Annotated in this window: 14 protein-coding genes and 1 pseudogene; 9 read left to right on the forward strand and 6 right to left on the reverse strand. The window is 56.8% G+C overall.

From position 1 onward, the window contains the following. Nucleotides 1-778: SDR family NAD(P)-dependent oxidoreductase (locus tag KKO72_RS16410; protein WP_214941272.1), on the forward strand; the 778-nt coding region annotated here is incomplete at its 5' end. A gap of 469 nt (nt 779-1,247) precedes the next feature. On the opposite strand, the gene KKO72_RS16415 is transcribed toward KKO72_RS16410, so the two are convergent. The 3 genes from KKO72_RS16415 to KKO72_RS16425 all read right to left on the reverse strand — a co-directional run bounded on the left by KKO72_RS16415 (nt 1,248) and on the right by KKO72_RS16425 (nt 3,980). Continuing rightward, nucleotides 1,248-2,108: a YecA family protein gene (locus KKO72_RS16415; protein ID WP_214941275.1), complete on the reverse strand. Its 861-nt coding sequence runs from the start codon at nt 2,106-2,108 to the stop codon at nt 1,248-1,250. Beyond that, on the reverse strand, nt 2,095-2,589 hold the full coding sequence (locus tag KKO72_RS16420) for a hypothetical protein (RefSeq protein WP_214941278.1): 495 nt from the start codon (nt 2,587-2,589) through the stop codon (nt 2,095-2,097). The genes KKO72_RS16415 and KKO72_RS16420 overlap by 14 nt, the downstream gene beginning before the upstream one ends. Before the next feature lie 638 nt (nt 2,590-3,227). Then, on the reverse strand, nt 3,228-3,980 hold the full coding sequence (locus KKO72_RS16425) for a hypothetical protein (protein WP_214941281.1): 753 nt from the start codon (nt 3,978-3,980) through the stop codon (nt 3,228-3,230). Nucleotides 3,981-4,212: 232 nt separating this feature from the next. On the opposite strand from KKO72_RS16425, the gene KKO72_RS16430 reads away from it, so the two are divergent. From KKO72_RS16430 to KKO72_RS16460, 7 genes are all read left to right on the forward strand, one after another. Continuing rightward, nucleotides 4,213-4,533 carry a helix-turn-helix domain-containing protein gene (locus KKO72_RS16430; protein WP_214941303.1) on the forward strand — a complete coding sequence of 107 codons (321 nt, stop codon included), beginning with the start codon at nt 4,213-4,215 and terminating at the stop codon, nt 4,531-4,533. Between the two features lie 186 nt (nt 4,534-4,719). Then, nucleotides 4,720-6,174 carry an N-6 DNA methylase gene (locus tag KKO72_RS16435; protein ID WP_214941306.1) on the forward strand — a complete coding sequence of 485 codons (1,455 nt, stop codon included), beginning with the start codon at nt 4,720-4,722 and terminating at the stop codon, nt 6,172-6,174. 109 nt (nt 6,175-6,283) lie between these two features. Beyond that, entirely contained in the window at nt 6,284-7,522 is a 1,239-nt protein-coding gene (locus tag KKO72_RS16440; protein WP_214941309.1) for a restriction endonuclease subunit S, read from the forward strand. 9 nt (nt 7,523-7,531) lie between these two features. Beyond that, nucleotides 7,532-8,023: a hypothetical protein gene (locus KKO72_RS16445; RefSeq protein WP_214941313.1), complete on the forward strand. Its 492-nt coding sequence runs from the start codon at nt 7,532-7,534 to the stop codon at nt 8,021-8,023. Nucleotides 8,024-8,055: 32 nt separating this feature from the next. Continuing rightward, nucleotides 8,056-8,649 (forward strand): hypothetical protein, encoded by a 594-nt coding sequence (locus KKO72_RS16450; RefSeq protein ID WP_214941315.1) that lies wholly within the window; start codon nt 8,056-8,058, stop codon nt 8,647-8,649. A 178-nt stretch (nt 8,650-8,827) separates the two neighbouring features. After that, the gene (gene hsdR, locus KKO72_RS16455; protein WP_214941319.1) at nt 8,828-11,242 is read left to right on the forward strand and encodes an EcoAI/FtnUII family type I restriction enzme subunit R; all 2,415 of its coding nucleotides are present in this window, start codon (nt 8,828-8,830) and stop codon (nt 11,240-11,242) included. Between the two features lie 366 nt (nt 11,243-11,608). Further along, nucleotides 11,609-12,664, forward strand: coding sequence for a hypothetical protein (locus KKO72_RS16460; RefSeq protein WP_371736898.1), 1,056 nt, complete (start codon nt 11,609-11,611; stop codon nt 12,662-12,664). A gap of 58 nt (nt 12,665-12,722) precedes the next feature. On the opposite strand, the gene deoA is transcribed toward KKO72_RS16460, so the two are convergent. Genes deoA through deoC form a run of 3 tightly spaced genes read right to left on the reverse strand, consistent with a single transcriptional unit; the run spans nt 12,723 to nt 15,519 of the window. After that, the gene (gene deoA / locus KKO72_RS16465) at nt 12,723-14,042 is read right to left on the reverse strand and encodes a thymidine phosphorylase (RefSeq protein ID WP_214941325.1); all 1,320 of its coding nucleotides are present in this window, start codon (nt 14,040-14,042) and stop codon (nt 12,723-12,725) included. A 24-nt stretch (nt 14,043-14,066) separates the two neighbouring features. Continuing rightward, a complete protein-coding gene (locus tag KKO72_RS16470; RefSeq protein ID WP_251140719.1) occupies nt 14,067-14,690 on the reverse strand; it encodes a YbhB/YbcL family Raf kinase inhibitor-like protein in 624 nt (207 codons plus the stop codon). 28 nt (nt 14,691-14,718) lie between these two features. After that, nucleotides 14,719-15,519: a deoxyribose-phosphate aldolase gene (deoC, locus tag KKO72_RS16475; protein WP_214941329.1), complete on the reverse strand. Its 801-nt coding sequence runs from the start codon at nt 15,517-15,519 to the stop codon at nt 14,719-14,721. Between the two features lie 21 nt (nt 15,520-15,540). Here deoC and KKO72_RS16480 point away from each other — a divergent pair. Then, nucleotides 15,541-15,870: pseudogene (locus KKO72_RS16480) on the forward strand (LacI family transcriptional regulator); the annotation flags it as partial. Nucleotides 15,871-15,911 lie beyond the last annotated feature (41 nt).

Below are 15,911 nucleotides of genomic sequence, written 5' to 3' on the forward strand. Positions count from 1 at the left end.
GCTCATCACGGGTGCCAGCGATGGTCTAGGCAAAGCGTTTGCGCAGGAGCTTGCGCGCCATGGCTTCAACCTGATCTTGGTGTCACGCACGCAGTCAAAGTTGGACCGTTTGAAGGACGAGCTGCAGGCGCTTGGCGTTCAAGTGCGCACAGTGTCCGTTGATCTGTCGGACACGTCACCTCACACCTATGAGCCCCTGGCCACTGCCGTGCAGAAGCTTGATTTGTCTGTGCTGATCAACTGCGTTGGAACCACGGTCCACCGTCGATATGCGGATGTTCCCGCCGCTTCCATACGCCATCTGCTTGCCGTGAACGTCAGTACTACAGCCATCGTGACGCATACGATGCTCCCATTTTTGCTTCGACACGCAGCGTCCACAGGGCGTCTGTCTGCGCTTCTGAATGTTGGCTCCATCGTCGGCCGCTTCTATTGGCCCGGAACGCAGCTCTATGGTGCTTGCAAGTCATTTATTGACCATCTGTCCGTTCCACTTGCTTTCGAGTACCGAAACCAACTTGATGTGCTGTCGTACCAACCTACGGTCATGTCTACTGCGATGGCAACCGGAACCGAGCCAGCCGCCATTACCATTTCACCGCAGCAGGCTGCACAGGCCGCGCTATCTCACTTGGGGCACACGGTCGCATCTCACGGCCACTGGCGCCATGGACTGTTCGCTGCATTCCTGGTTGCCTTGCCGTCCAGACTGCGCAACGCGATCCTTCTTTCGGGTGCGCTAGAAATGGGCAAAGCAGAATTGGCTAAAGGTGAATAGATTGATGTCGGCTACTGCTTTTTTTGCCAAGCTTTGTCGGGTTTTTATTTTTTTGTGGGGTCTATGGTGTGTTTGAAGAAGTGCCGGACGACCGTTGGGCCGCCAAGGAGTGGCCTTTCGTTGCGGTAGGCATTCGCTGCCTACTGGACTCGCGAAAACACCACGTGAATGCCAGCTGCATTTCGGCTGTTCATCGTACCCGCCCTGCAAACAAGATCTGAATGTCTGCTACCAGGCAATGAGTACGAGCCAACCAAATTCTGCTTTGGGTCGGGTCCTGCCCGAGGGGGAAAAATCTTGAACGGCGGCAATCAGCCTTGAAGAGTCACAGGCCTCAAGGTTGACCAGTTTTCCGGGCGGCCGACTGTTGAAGGCTGGAAGCCGACTTTCAAAAATCCAGACAGCAGACGTTCAACGTTCTAGGTGAAGCGGGACTGCCTTGTCGTTGGGCCTCGCCTCGACCGAGGGGTTAGGCACCAGCAGCGACGCGCTCAAGTATTGAGTGCGTTGGAAGTATCTGCGCATGATCTTGTTGGGGTGGTGGCTTGTCTATGCAGCATTTCTTATACTTTAGACCGCTCCCACAGTGGCAGGGGTCATTCCGCCCGAGAGACTGATGCTTTGGACTCGCTCGCTTTCCCCAGGCTATTCCACCGAAGTTGGAAGCCAACAGTTTTCTGCTCGACAGTAGCCGACCAAGGTAGCGCACGACTTCAAACTGAGGTGCATCGTTCGCGTAGGTGACCGTGCACCGCTTGTCAACTGGCTGTTCCACTATTGCTAGGTGGTCGAGTCGCAGGATGTTTCGCGCTATGCCGTGAGCCATTTGACCGCGATACAGCTCCCCCTTTCTGTGACTGCAGTCAAACGAGTCAATGTCCTTGCCGCAGATGCTGCACTCGAAGCGCTCGACGACCGCTCCCATGCTGAAGAAGATGTTGTATGGATAGGCGGTCTCGAGGGCGCAAAGTTGGTCTTCGATAGCCGATACGTTGATGCCCGAGAAGCGTTTGATGAGCCGAATCAGTCCAAACGCGTTCTGAAGAGTGCTCCAAGACTCCGAGAATTGTGAGGTAGCAAGCTGTCTCCACAAGAGGCCGTACTCGCCGACAAGCTTGACGTATGTTTCGAGCACAAATATGTCGTCATGAACCTCATCTGGCGACGACTCATGGGCTATACGAGCGTCAGCCAGCTTGGAGAGTAGCAACTTGATCCTGTTTGATTCTTCAACGCCCGCCTCAGCATCGATGGACAGCAGGTGGCTACGAACGCCGTCTCGTATCTCAGACAGAAGTTGGAGGCCTGCGGGCGACTTAAGGACCAGCATCGAAGAAGTTGTCCAGATCAAATCGCTTGATTGCCTTTGACAATGCCTCCCCGTCGCCCGAGAACTCAAACCTCTTTGTCTTTCCGAGCTTCTTGTCCTGATAGACAACCGACATGTGAATCCGGGGCTGATCAGTCTTCAGGGAGCCCTTCGCGTTGTCATACAAGTAGCTTGCGGCCATATTGAGAAACACCTGCATAGATATGTCACCAGCCAGGTACACGAGCGGAAGCCAGACTTCTGCGCCGTGGAGGACAATCTTTGGGACGGACTCCGGTAGGAGGACTGGAACTTCTGGGTGTTTACTCCGTACCCACTTGGCGAAGTCGCCTGCCTCAGCCTTCACGCTTGAGCCCGAGTCGCCATAAGGCTCCGGCACTATACGGATGCCTGCCTGCGTAGTGCCAAAGTACTCGCTAAACGCAGCGTCCTCGGTCGCGTGGACTGCCAATACGGGCTTGAAGGTGTGAATGTCGGTCACTGGGCGGCTCCTCTGGTGCCTAACGAATGAAAGGGACTTCCCCGTCCCAAGCGAGCCGCGAGCCGTTGGGCTTGCGATTAACGGCAACTGATTGCCACGATGGGGAGGTCAAACTTTTCATCAACTTGTCCGAGATGGGAAATCATGGTCATCGTAACCGTTGAAATCGACCTCGCCAGGAGTGTCTTTGCCGTGCATGGCGTGGATGAGACAGGCAAACCGGCACTGGTGCGACCCGAAGTACCACCCGCCTGAGGGAATCCCCATTTTGGGGACGGGACTGAATGACTGCTCTCGCTGCGGAAGAGCAGTCCACGGCCATCGGCGGAATTTTCACCGCGAATGACCGGTATGGAGAATTCGACTCGCTGGGCGACTGCTTTCGAGCACCGATCACCAATAGCGGCTCCTGGTCGATTGGAGGTGCCTGCTTTAGCGAAATTGCCGCCACATAGCCGACCATCAGACTGTAGATGCCAATGTCAGCTCTGGAGCAAGCAGGTCGGCGAACTCGCTGACAGCTATGGTTTTAACCGGTAGTTCAGCTCACTGGCCAAAATCATCGTTCCCGAGGTCTACGCCACCTAACTTTTGAATCAACAGTAACCGTCGTTGGAATTTGAAAGTGATCTTTCCTTCTAAGAAAAAAGCTCTTTCTCAACATGGGCAACATAGCGATTTGTATAAAAAAGGTCTGGCTCATGTTTCGTAGCTCGAACGATCAGCCTGAACTCGGGAACTGACGCACTCTTCGCATTAAATGTCACCAATCCAATGCCAAAAATTTGACACAGCGAGTCAAGGCGGGTAAGTTCATCATCTGGCGTCTGACTGGGGATGACAAGGTAGCTTTTATGACTGAAAAGTTTGTAGGCGCAAGCTTGTCCGAATCCAGTCACCAGACCTGACAGATCACTTTTAATCTCTGCAGACACGATACTTGTCGGGCCTTTGATGACATCACTGCGCCGACTTTCAGCCTTTCCAATCACGTCCGGCGTGCCCCATCGGTCCCTGAATGTGTTGCCGCCAAGAGCGATGGCGTGAGTTACCTCTTCAAGATCATTCTTTAGCCAATTCGCAAACAGGGGATAAAAGACCTCTTCCCGCACCTTCGACTGAGTGTTGACGGGTGCCTCTGCGGGTAATTCTGCTGGAACCGCTTCCTTGAATTCGACAAGCCGAAACAACCCCTTTACCGGCTTGTAGACCCGATCAGGTTCAACCACTTCCAAATTCCAGATGCAGTTGTTGACAGTATTTGGATTCAGTTCCGGATCAGCCTGTTTGATCTTTCGCAACAGGTCCGAATAGCGCAAGCCCTGTGGATGCTGCCCCAAAAGGTCAAAGGCGATCGATCGGATGCGTTCACGAATTTTGGGGCGCTTCATTGGGTCGTGTTGGCATTGGTTGCCTTGCTGGTGGCCATTTTTTGATCCTGCTTAATCAACCACGCCAGAAAATGGTGCCTGGCCATGTCTGTCTATTTGGTGAGAAAACTCGACTGGCAGCGTTTGCGTCAAGTTTGATTTGAATCTGGTCACTAAAGTTTTTCCGTACTGGGCTTAAAATGAGCCCTATAGATTGTAGTCCTATAGGATTCATTCATGGGTAATCATGCCCATGAGCAATTTCAAGTTTGATTCCAATGGATTCCCTCAAGCCATGCGTTTGATTCGCAAGGCAAAGGGCGTTACCCAAGAGGATTTTGGTGTGGTGTCCAGCAGAACCTATGTCAGCTCCGTGGAACGAGGTCTTAAAAAACCCACCCTAGCCAAAATCGATGAATTAGCTGAAGTGTTGGGCGTTCACCCACTGACGTTGTTGACACTTGCATACGTTCACGATCACACCGTTTCTGGAACTCAAGCGCTGTTGGGCACCGTAAAAAAGCAGATTCACGAAATCCTTGCCGAGCAATCAGCACCAACCCAGCAACCCTAACACCACGAATTCCATCCTGCCAGGTGCTTGGTGCGGCACCCATTCGCCCTTGAGCAATGACAAGGTGCCACCGCCACCATCACCCGCCAGACAGATGACCGATTCTGCTTTGGATCAGAGGATATCCCAGAATATTCGAGTAACCTACAGTGAGCGATTTTTCGCCAACAGGGACACGACAGAACAATGTTTGAACAGACTTTCAAGAATATCGACGACATCCTGCACAAAGACGCAGGCTGCACCAGCGAGCTGGACTACACCGAGCAATCGTCCTGGCTGCTGTTCCTCAAATACCTCGACGCACTGGAGGCTGACAAGGCACTGGAAGCCGAGCTGGACGGCAAGACCTACCACTTCATCATCGACAAGCCCTACCGCTGGGAGTCCTGGGCCACGCCCAAGGGGCCAGATGGCAAGCTGGATCACAACACCGCACTGACCGGCGACGATCTGCGCGATTTTGTCAACAACAAGCTGTTTCCTTATCTGCACGGTTTCAAACAGCGTGCCAGTGGGCCGCAAACCATTGAATACAAGATTGGTGAGGTCTTCGGTGAGATCAAGAACCGCATCCAGAGCGGCTACAACCTGCGCGATGTGATTGAGCTGGTCGATGAACTGCGCTTCCGGTCCCAGACTGAAAAGCACGAGCTGTCGCACCTGTATGAAGCCAAGATCAAGAACATGGGCAATGCCGGGCGCAACGGCGGTGAGTACTACACCCCGCGTCCGCTGATCCGCGCCATGATCCAGGTGGTTGCCCCCACCATCGGTGACCGCATCTACGACGGTGCCTGCGGCTCTGCGGGCTTCCTTTGCGAAGCCTTTGACTATCTGCAACGACAGCCGGGCCTGACCACCAGCGACCAGAAAACGCTGCAAACCCGCACCTTCTACGGCAAAGAGAAAAAGAGCCTGGCCTATGTGATTGCGATCATGAACATGATCCTGCACGGCATTGAGGCCCCCAACATCATCCACGCCAACACCCTGGCCGAGAACATCGCCGACATCCAGGACAAGGATCGTTATGACGTGATCCTGGCCAACCCCCCCTTTGGCGGAAAAGAACGCAAGGAAGTTCAGCAGAACTTCCCCATCAAGACCGGCGAGACGGCGTTTCTATTCCTGCAACACTTCATCAAGGCCCTGCGGGCCGGTGGCCGGGCCGCCATCGTCATCAAGAACACCTTTTTGAGCAACACCGACAACGCCAGCGTCAGTTTGCGCAAGCTACTGCTGGAGAGCTGCAACCTGCACACCGTGCTGGACTGCCCCGGTGGCACCTTTCAGGGTGCCGGTGTCAAAACCGTGGTGCTGTTCTTTGAGAAAGGCGCACCCACCCGCCAGGTCTGGTTCTACCAGCTCGATGTGGGCCGCAACATGGGCAAAACCAACCCGCTCAACGACGACGATCTGGCCGCGTTCATCAAGGCACAAAAGACCTTTGCCGACACGGCGCAGAGCTGGTCGGTGGAGATAAGCACGGTCAACACCAGCACCTTTGACCTGTCGGTCAAGAACCCCAACGGAGGCGAAGTGGTGACGCACCGCAGCCCGCAGGACATCATGGATGAGATCGCCGCGCTGGATGCCGAGAGCGCTGAGGTGCTGGCGACGATTCGGGAGCTGCTGTGATTGCTCTTGAATGCATAGCTGCTTGCGCTCGTTACACCATGGCTAGAGACCTTTTTGGCTTAAGTTTCCCTCAGCAGTCGCTGAAGTTGGCATCGTTGGAGGCAGGGGTATGAAGGCGGGGTGGCGATTGGAACCACTGGCAGCTGTGTGTCAGATCAAACCACCTAAAGCCGAAGCACGTCGCCTGATTTCAGCCAACGACTTAGTGTCGTTCGTTCCAATGGAAGCACTTGGCATTGATCAGAAAATACTGGTGCCAACACAAACCAGGCCATTGTCGGAGGTGGCGGGCAGCTATACCTACTTCGCAGACGGCGATGTTCTCCTTGCCAAAATCACCCCATGCTTCGAAAACGGCAAGCTAGGCATCGCTGCCAACCTCGTAAATGGCATTGGATTCGGGTCGAGCGAGTACCTTGTTTTTCGCCCTGATGCTTCCCTTGATAAAGAATGGCTTTATTACTTTCTTGCCCGTGAATCCTTCAGAGCGGAAGGTGCTGAGCGGATGACTGGTGCCGTCGGTCATAAGCGTGTCGCCAAAGACTTTATCGAGGCTTATCCGATCCCGGTGCCCCCACTCCCCGAACAGCAACGCATCGTCACCCTCCTCGACGAAGCCTTTGACAGCATCGCCACAGCCAAGGCCAATGCAGTGAAGAACCTGCAGAATGCGCGGGACCTTGTCAGCCTTGGGTTTCAAGCTATCACGGAGAGCCTTGGCCGCACTCAATGGCCGACCCAGCAAGTCGACGCCCTTATTGCCTCGCACAAAGGGGCGATGCGTACAGGACCATTTGGCAGTCAGTTGCTGCATAGTGAGTTCGTTGATGAAGGTATTGCCGTCTTGGGAATTGACAATGCCGTCGCCAATGAGTTCAGATGGGATAGGCGACGCTTCATCTCCAAGGAAAAGTATCAGCAGATGGCTCGATACCGCGTGTTCCCTGGTGACGTTCTCATCACGATCATGGGCACCTGTGGTCGATGTGCCGTCGTGCCAGATGACATACCAATCGCTATCAACACGAAGCATCTTTGCTGCATCACTTTAGACCGTAAAAAATGCCTACCTGAGTACTTGCACATCTACTTTCTCTATGATCCCACCGCAAGGGACTATCTCAACGCTCAGGCAAAAGGCTCGATCATGGCTGGGCTGAACATGGGAATCATCTCCGATTTACCGGTTCGACTACCCTTGGTCGAAGTCCAAGCAGAGATCATTGATCGGTTTGATTCCCTACGGTCGGAATGTGACCGACTTGAAAGCACGCAGAAGCAAAAGCTCACTGCGCTCGATGAGTTGAAAAAGTCCCTGCTGCACCAAGCCTTTTCCGGGGCGCTTTAGGACATAAAAATGAGCATCCCATTCCGACATTCCGCCGCATTCGGCAAACGAATCGAGTTTTATGTTGTCGGTCTGATGCTCAAAGAGGGGCTGGATGTTTACCTGCCTCTGGTCGATGACGATGCAATCGACGCGGTGATCAAGCGACCCGATGGACGCTTTGTGGAAGTGCAGATTAAGGCCAGGTCGAAGAGTGTTATTTTTGGCGACGCTGCATTATTTGCCGCCATGACGCACGAACTGCGCAAGAATTACTGGTTCGTGTTTTATTCCGACCGAATGGATCAGCTTTGGATCATGTCGTCCAAAGAGTTTATTGAAGAGTCGCACCAGAACAAAGATGGGAAGAACGCCGGTAGGCGTTCTATTTGGTTCAACGGAAAAAACACAAAAGAAAAGACCGAACACGTCAAACCCCAGTTTCAGAAGTACTTAGCCCAAAATTTCCGTCGAATTCTCGAAGACGATCCAGACCATGAACGAAGCCAAAACGCGAGCTGAACACATTGACTTAGGTCTGAAGACTGCTGGTTGTGACGGTTTGGACCGCTCTCTTAATTTTCGTGGGCTTAACTTCAATGCAATGGAGTAATAAATTGCCGAATGAAATTCATCGAATAGATTTTCGACGTTTTGCCTATGACTCAATAGTGCGGGAGCATGCCGAGTTGTGGGATGCCTGGAAAGTGATCGAGGCTAAGGCTCAACCAGTATCCGCAGCGACTGGGGTCTTCCTAGCCGGAGTTTTCGCCTATGCAACGCAGCTTCCAAAGACGGCCTCGACATTTGAGCGTTTGTTATTACTCATCGTTGCTGCATTGTTAGTCATTGCAATTGTGCAGTCACTTCGAGCGATCTGGGTGGTTGACGCAGCTTCACCGCACCTTGGACACGAAGGATCGAATGAAGTCGATGACATTCTGAAAAGTACTCAAGCGCACGAACGTTTATCCGATCGATTTGAGAATCTACTTAACAACACAACCAATAGATGGGCATCGAGTTGCGAATCAATTCGTAAGGATTTGAATCGAAAAAGTAATTTTCTAGTTTGTGCACTGAAGCTTTTGGCATGGGCCGCCGGTGGCGTCTTTTTCCTATTGCTAGAAACAGTTTTCTTGCGATAAAAATAGGCATTCAGAAGGTACCAAAATGAAATGTATTAGGTGTGATGCCTCGGTGCTAGATGGTAGCAATTACTGTATTTTGCATGGCAGAAAAATGGGTAAGCCGAGGCCTGGAATTGAGCTTGGTTTCGAATTGATGACCGACGCATTTTCAGAGAACCCGCCTTTCAGACTTCCGATGCTTTCCCGGAGTACCGCTGGTGAAAATGGTGGGTCTACGGCGTCTGATAGGGTAAGCCGATCTAACGAAGCCGAGACCCGTGCCGACCACATCGACCCCGCCCTCAAGGCAGCAGGCTGGGGCGTGGTGGATGGCAGTCGTATCTTGCGCGAGCATGGCATCACCCAAGGCCGACTTCTGGGTGGTGGCAAACGGGCCAAGGCAGAGATTGCCGACTATGTGCTGGTGTACCGCAACACCAAGCTGGCCACCGTCGAAGCTAAAGCCTGGGACAAGCCCTATACCGAGGGCGTTGGCCAGACCAAAAGTTACGCCGCCAAACTGGCCGTGCGGTTTGCCTATGCCACCAACGGCCAGAAGATTTACGGCATCGACATGGCCACTGGCACCGAAGGTGACCTGGCGCAGTACCCCACCCCGGATGAGCTATGGGCGTTGACCTTTGCCGAGGCTGACCTAGCAAGTGCCGTTTGGCGTGATCGCTTTGCCGCCATCCCGTTTGAGGACCAGGGCGGAACATGGCAGGGGCGGTATTACCAGGACATCGCCATCACCCGCGTGCTGGAAGCCATCGCCGCCGGACGCGACCGCATTCTGCTGACCCTGGCCACCGGCACCGGCAAAACCTTCATTGCCTTCCAGTTGGCCTGGAAGCTGTTTCAAAGCCGCTGGAACCTCAAAGACTGGCAAGCAGGCACCGAGCCCACCCGTCGCCCGCGTGTGCTGTTCCTGGCTGACCGCAACATCCTGGCGGACCAGGCCTACAACGCCTTTTCGGCATTCGAGAACACCTCTCCCGGCTCACTGATGCGTATCGCCCCCGATGAAATCCGCCGCACTGGGCGCGTGCCCAAGAACGGCAGCATCTTTTTCACTATTTTCCAGACCTTCATGAGTGGCCCCGGTGACTCGCCTTACTTTGGCGACTACCCACCCGACTTCTTTGACTTCATCGTGATTGACGAGTGCCACCGTGGCGGTGCCAATGACGAGGGCAATTGGCGGGCCATCTTGGACTACTTTGCACCCGCCGTGCAACTGGGCCTGACCGCCACGCCTAAGCGCACCCTCAATGCCAACACCTATGCCTATTTCGGTGACCCGGTGTTTGTGTACTCGCTCAAGGAAGGCATCAACGACGGTTTTCTGACCCCTTTCAAGGTCAAGCAGATCGCCACCACCCTTGACGACTACACCTACACCCCCGATGACGCGGTGGTGTCCGGTGAGGTGGAGCAAGGCAGGCGCTATGTCGAGGGTGAGTTCAACAAGATCATTGTCATCCCCGAGCGTGAGGCCTACCGGGTCAAACTGCTGATGGGTTCGATCGATCAGCGTGAAAAGACCATCGTCTTCTGTGCCAGCCAGGCCCATGCGCTGATGGTGCGTGACCTGATCAACCAGAACAAAACCAGCACCGACCCGATGTATTGCGTGCGCGTCACCGCCGATGACGGTGAACGTGGCGAACAGGCATTGCGTGACTTCCAGGACAACGAAAAGACCATCCCGACCATCCTAACCACCTCGCAGAAGCTGTCCACCGGGGTCGATGCCCGCAATGTGCGCAACATCGTGCTGCTGCGGCCCATCAATTCGATGATCGAGTTCAAACAGATCATTGGCCGTGGCACCCGCCTGTTTGATGGCAAGGACTACTTCACCATCTATGACTTTGTGCGTGCGCACCATCACTTCAGCGATCCGGCTTGGGATGGCGAGCCAGAGGAACCGGAACCTCCAGGTGGCGGGGGTGGTAGCGGCACGCCAGAACCCAAACCACCCGGCCCCGGCCCAATGCCGGAACCACCGCCACGACCCGTCAAGCTCGAAATCAAGCTGGCCGATGGCAAGGTTCGCCAAATCCAGAGCATGACCGCCACCACCTTCTGGAGCGCAGACGGCACCCCGATGTCAGCCGCGCAATTTCTGGAAAGCCTGTATGGCGCGTTGCCCGATTTCTTCAAGGACGAAGACGAATTGCGCACCCTGTGGAGTTCACCCGATACCCGCCGCAAACTGCTGGAAGGCTTGGCTGAAAAAGGCTTCAGCCGGGAACCCCTGATCGAGATGCAGAAAGCCATCGAAGCTGAAAACAGCGACCTGTTTGACGTGCTGGCCTATGTGGCGTTTGCCGCTGCACCAGAGACCCGTGAGCACCGCGCTGACCATGCCAGAGCCGAAACTCACCAGCACTTCAACGACCGCCAACTGGCGTTTCTGGACTTCGTGCTGGCCCAGTACGTGACCCAAGGCGTGGATGAGTTGGACTCCGACAAGCTGACCCCGTTGCTGCGGCTCAAGTACAACAACGCGATTTCTGATGCCGTGATGGACTTGGGTGGTACCACGCAGATTCGGGACATGTTTGCGGGGTTTCAGAAGTACTTGTATGAAGAGCCAAGAGTTTGAGTCGAACGGCTACTGTCACAAATGAAAAAATGCCGATGGCGCCGTCAAGAAAACCCTCCATCCAACCCGCTCGACGCATGACGAGGGAGGAACCTCAGGTTAGCGATGGATATGCGGGAAGCTGGGTCATCTCAGACACCCCCAGTCTGACGCTGGATCATTGGTATCAGTGCTGAATGCGTGCATTCGTTGGAGCGACTTGGACCAAGCTCCACCAAAGAGCACTCAAAAACGCTGGCATCCAAAAATATTATTTGTTCATGAACAGTCAAATTTGAAAAAAAGGCCGAAAGGCCCCGTGGTGTATAGATAAACACATATACATGAACAGTAAAATTCTACATAACCACAGAGTGCGAGTTTTGCCTGAGTTCACTCGACAAAACCGCCTGGGCGTTTGAACTGGGCCGGGTGCTGGCAGCGCTGGAGGTGCTATACCAACGCGGTGCGCGCAACTTCAAGTTTGTCGACCGCACCTTCAACCTGAAGATTGAGCACTCGGTACGTATCCTGCAGTTTTTTCTGGATCACCTGCCCGCCGCAGGTGCCTCGGCCAACGAGCAGCTGTTTTTGCACTTTGAGGTGATCCCCGACCACCTGCCCGAGCGGCTCAAAGCCATGCTGCGGCAGTTTCCACTGGGCGTGTTGCAGCTTGAAGTGGGTGTGCAGAGTTTCAACGCCGAGGTGCAACACACCATCTCGCGCCGCCAGGACAACGCGGCGTCTGAAGCCAACCTGCGCTGGCTGCTGACCCACAGCCACGCGCACCTGCACGCCGACCTGATCTTTGGCCTGCCGGGCGAAACGCTGCACAGTTTTGCCGAGGGGTTCGATCGGCTGCTGGCCATTGGCCCGCACGAGATCCAGCTCGGTGTGCTCAAACGCCTGCGTGGTGCACCGGTGGCGCGGCACAGCGACGTGCATGGCATGGTCTATGACCCCGAGCCGCCCTACACCGTGTCACACACCGGCGTGGTCGATGCGGACACGGTGCAGCGCTTCACCCGCCTGGTGCGCTACTGGGACCTGTTGGTCAACTCCGGGCGTTTTGCCCGAACGCTGGTTTTGCTGTTGCAAACACCGCCCGCCGATGTGATTGGGGCCTTGGGTGGCACTGAAACAGAAAAGACTGCCGCGCAAACGTCGCCGTTCTGGCGGTTCTGGCTGCTGTCAGATTGGTTATGGCAGCGCCTGGGCAGCACCCACAAGCTGACGCCCGAGTTGCTGGTGGACACACTGTTTGCTTACCTGAGCCAGAGCCTGCCGCCCGAGTCCGTGCGCCAGGCCTTGCTGGCCGACTACCTCAGCAGCGGCGCCCGCGCCAACCCGCAGGCCTTGCAAGGCCTGCTGCCCCGCCAACCGCCTGCCCCGGCCAAGGCAGCACGCACGCTGGCGGCGCGGCAAGAGCGGCACCGCGTCTAATTACTTTTTTTGTAGCTGCCAGCCCTTATAAATAAAGGGCTACAAGCCATTTTTAGCATCAAACCGTGATGTATTTGACCAGCACCGGCGCCAGCTCCGGCGCCGTGTCGCCGATGTGAATCAGGCTCAGCAAGGAAGCGCGTGCACGCTCGGCAGAAGCCACATCAGCCGCATGCACCAGCGCCAGCGGTTCACCCGCCTGCGCGGCTTGACCAATTTGGGCAAAGTCCGTGAAGCCGACGCGTGGGTCGACCGTGTCGCTGGCCAAGCGCCTGCCGCCGCCAAGTTCCACCACAGCCAGGCCGATGTCGCGTGTGGCCATGCTGGTGACAAAACCGCTGCGCGGCGCGGGCACGGCCAGCGTGACCGGGGCGCTGGCCAGGTAGTGGGTCGGGCGGTCCACAAAGTCGGCCGGGCCACCGAGTGCGGCCACCATACGAGAAAACTGCTCCAGCCCTCGCCCACTCTGCAAAGCATGGTCTATTTTTCGTAGCGCTTCGGCCTCATCCACGGCCAGGCCACCCATCAGCAACAACTCGGCACTCAGACGCCGGGTGACTTCCAGCTGGCGCGGTTCTGTCGCCTGGCCCTTGAGGAAGGCCACGGCTTCAAGCACTTCGAGCGCATTGCCCGCAGTGTGGCCCAGCACCTGGTTCATGTCGGTGATCCAGGCACGCGTGGGCAAACCGGCGCCGCCAGCCACCTGCACCAGCGACTCGGCCAGGGTGCTGGCCATGTCGAGCGAGTCGGCAAAGGCGCCGTTGCCCACCTTCACGTCCATCACCAGGCCCTGCAGTCCGGCGGCGAGTTTTTTGGACAGGATGCTGGCAGTGATGAGCGGCACCGATTCCACCGTGGCGGTCACATCGCGGATGGCGTAGAGCCGCCGGTCTGCCGGGGCCAAATCTGCGGTCTGGCCAATGATGGCGCAGCCAGCGGCCTGCAAGGCGTGGTGCAGCGTGGTCACATCAGGTGTCGCGTTGTAGCCCGGGATGCTGCCCAGTTTGTCGAGGGTGCCGCCGGTGTGGCCCAGGCCGCGGCCCGAGATCATCGGCACCACCCCGCCGCAGGCCGCCACCAGGGGGGCTAGCATCAGGCTGATCTTGTCACCCACACCACCACTGGAATGTTTGTCCAGGATCGGGCCGTTGAGCTTGGCGCTGGACCAGTCCATCACCAGACCCGAGTGGGTCATGGCCTGGGTCAGCGCCACGGTCTCGTCACGGGCCATGCCTTTGAGGAACATGGCCATGGCCAGCGCGGCGGCCTGGCCTTCGCTCCAAGAGCCATCAACCAGGCCCTTCACAAAGCTGTCAATGTGGGGACGCGCCAGCGTGTGGCCGTCGCGTTTGATACGGATGATTTCCTGGGCAAGCATGGGTTTTCCTGTGGGTGTGGGTGTTTAGCGACCGTAGGTGGCGGTGAAGCTGGCTTTGTCGAGCAGCAAGGCACCCAGACCTTTGTTCAGAACAAAGGAATACAGCGAGGGGCTGCCGGTCTTGGGGATGCCACCGGCTTTGGCCAGATCCTCCACCGCCAGCGCGTAGAGGGTGAAGATGTAGCGGTGCGGTTTGTCGGCCACGGGCGGGCAGGGGCCACCGTAGTTGCCATTGCCACCAGTGGCGCCGGTGTCCAGGTAGTCGGTAGCACCACCATAGGCCGGGGCAGGCAGCTTGGCTGCGGCATTGCCTGCGCCCTGGGGCAGAGAGGTCAAGGTGGGTGGCAGGTTGTAGACCGTCCAGTGCCAAAAGCCCGCGCCGGTGGGCGCGTCGGGGTCAAACACCTGCAGCGCCAACGACTTGGTGCCCGGCGGCACGTTCTGCCATTCGAGCGCGGGCGACGCATTGCCCCCCTTGCAGCCAAAACCATTCAGCACAAAGGTGTTGTCAAAGGTGCCCATGGCCAGGTCCGGGCTGGACAACATGAACGGCGCTCTTTGCGCACTGGCGGGGCCAGCCGCCAGACCCATGACCAGAGCGAGGGCACAAGGAACACGGAAGAACAGTGTGGCGCAGGGCAAGTGCATGGTGGGTCTCCTGGTGGGGTTGAACAACTCAGTAGCCGCTGCTGGGCACGGCGGCGGGTGTGGCCGTGGGGTTCAGCACCGATTCGATGTGGCCAAAGATGCTGCTGGCGCCAATGCGAAAACGCTTCGGCGTCAAAGCCTCGGCGCCCAGAATCTGCTGCGTCAATGCTTCGTAAACAATAGCGTCTTGCACCGTTCGGATGCCGCCTGAGGGCTTAAAACCCACTGTATCTCTGGCAGCAGGGCTGGCTGCAATCGCGTTCAACATGATTTGCGCCGCCTCAGGTGTGGCGTGGGTCGCAGTTTTTCCGGTGCTGGTTTTCAGGAAGTCGGCGCCAGCGGCCAGGGCCAGCTGGCAGGCACGTTCGATCAGCGCCGGGGTTTTAAGCTCACCGGTTTCCAGAATGACTTTGAGCACCAGGCCCGGGCAGGCCTGGCGTACCGCCGTCAGCAGCCGGGTGACCGCTTCCTCATCCCCAGCAATGAGCGCGCGGTAGGGCAGAACCACATCCACCTCTTGCGCACCGGCCTGCACGATCTGCAGCGTGTCTTGCACCGCAGCGTCCACATCGGTGTGGCCATGCGGAAAGTTGGCCACCGCTGCCACACCAATGTGGGCTGGCAACTGCGCGCGGGCAAAAGCGGCGAATCGCGGCCAGACACACACGGCGGCCACCGGGCCCATCGGCCCTTGGGCGCGTTGGCAGAGGTAGGTGATGTCGGCTTCGGTGTCGCTGTCGTTGAGGCTGGTGAGGTCCAGGCAGGCCAGGGTCAGGCGGGCGCTGGCGGGCAGGTCAAGTAACCAGGGGGGTGTTGGCGTTGTGTTCATGGTGGGAATGATACGTTTGACCTGCCACGGGAGGCCACCCTGCCTGACAAGGTGAATGCTGACACGCGCGCCCATGTGCTTCAGATGGCGCAAGCCATGGGTTACCTGCCCAACGGCAGCGCCCGCAGCCTGCGCACCCAGCGCAGCCGGGTAATTGGTGTGGTGTTGCCAACGCTGTTGAACCCGGTGTTTGCCGAATGCCTGGACGGCATCGCCCAAGCGGCCAGCGAAGCGGGTTACGCCATCCTGCCCATGACCACCAACTACCAGCTGGGACAGGAAGAGCAGGCGGTGCAGCAGCTTTTTGCCAGCAATGTGGACGGTTTGGTGCTGGTGGTCTCCAACCCCGCCACCTGGTGGCCAGCGGCCACATTGACGGGCCGTACCCATTT

It is taken from the genome of Rhodoferax sp. U11-2br (assembly GCF_018619435.1).
Classification (GTDB): Bacteria; Pseudomonadota; Gammaproteobacteria; order Burkholderiales; family Burkholderiaceae_C; genus Rhodoferax.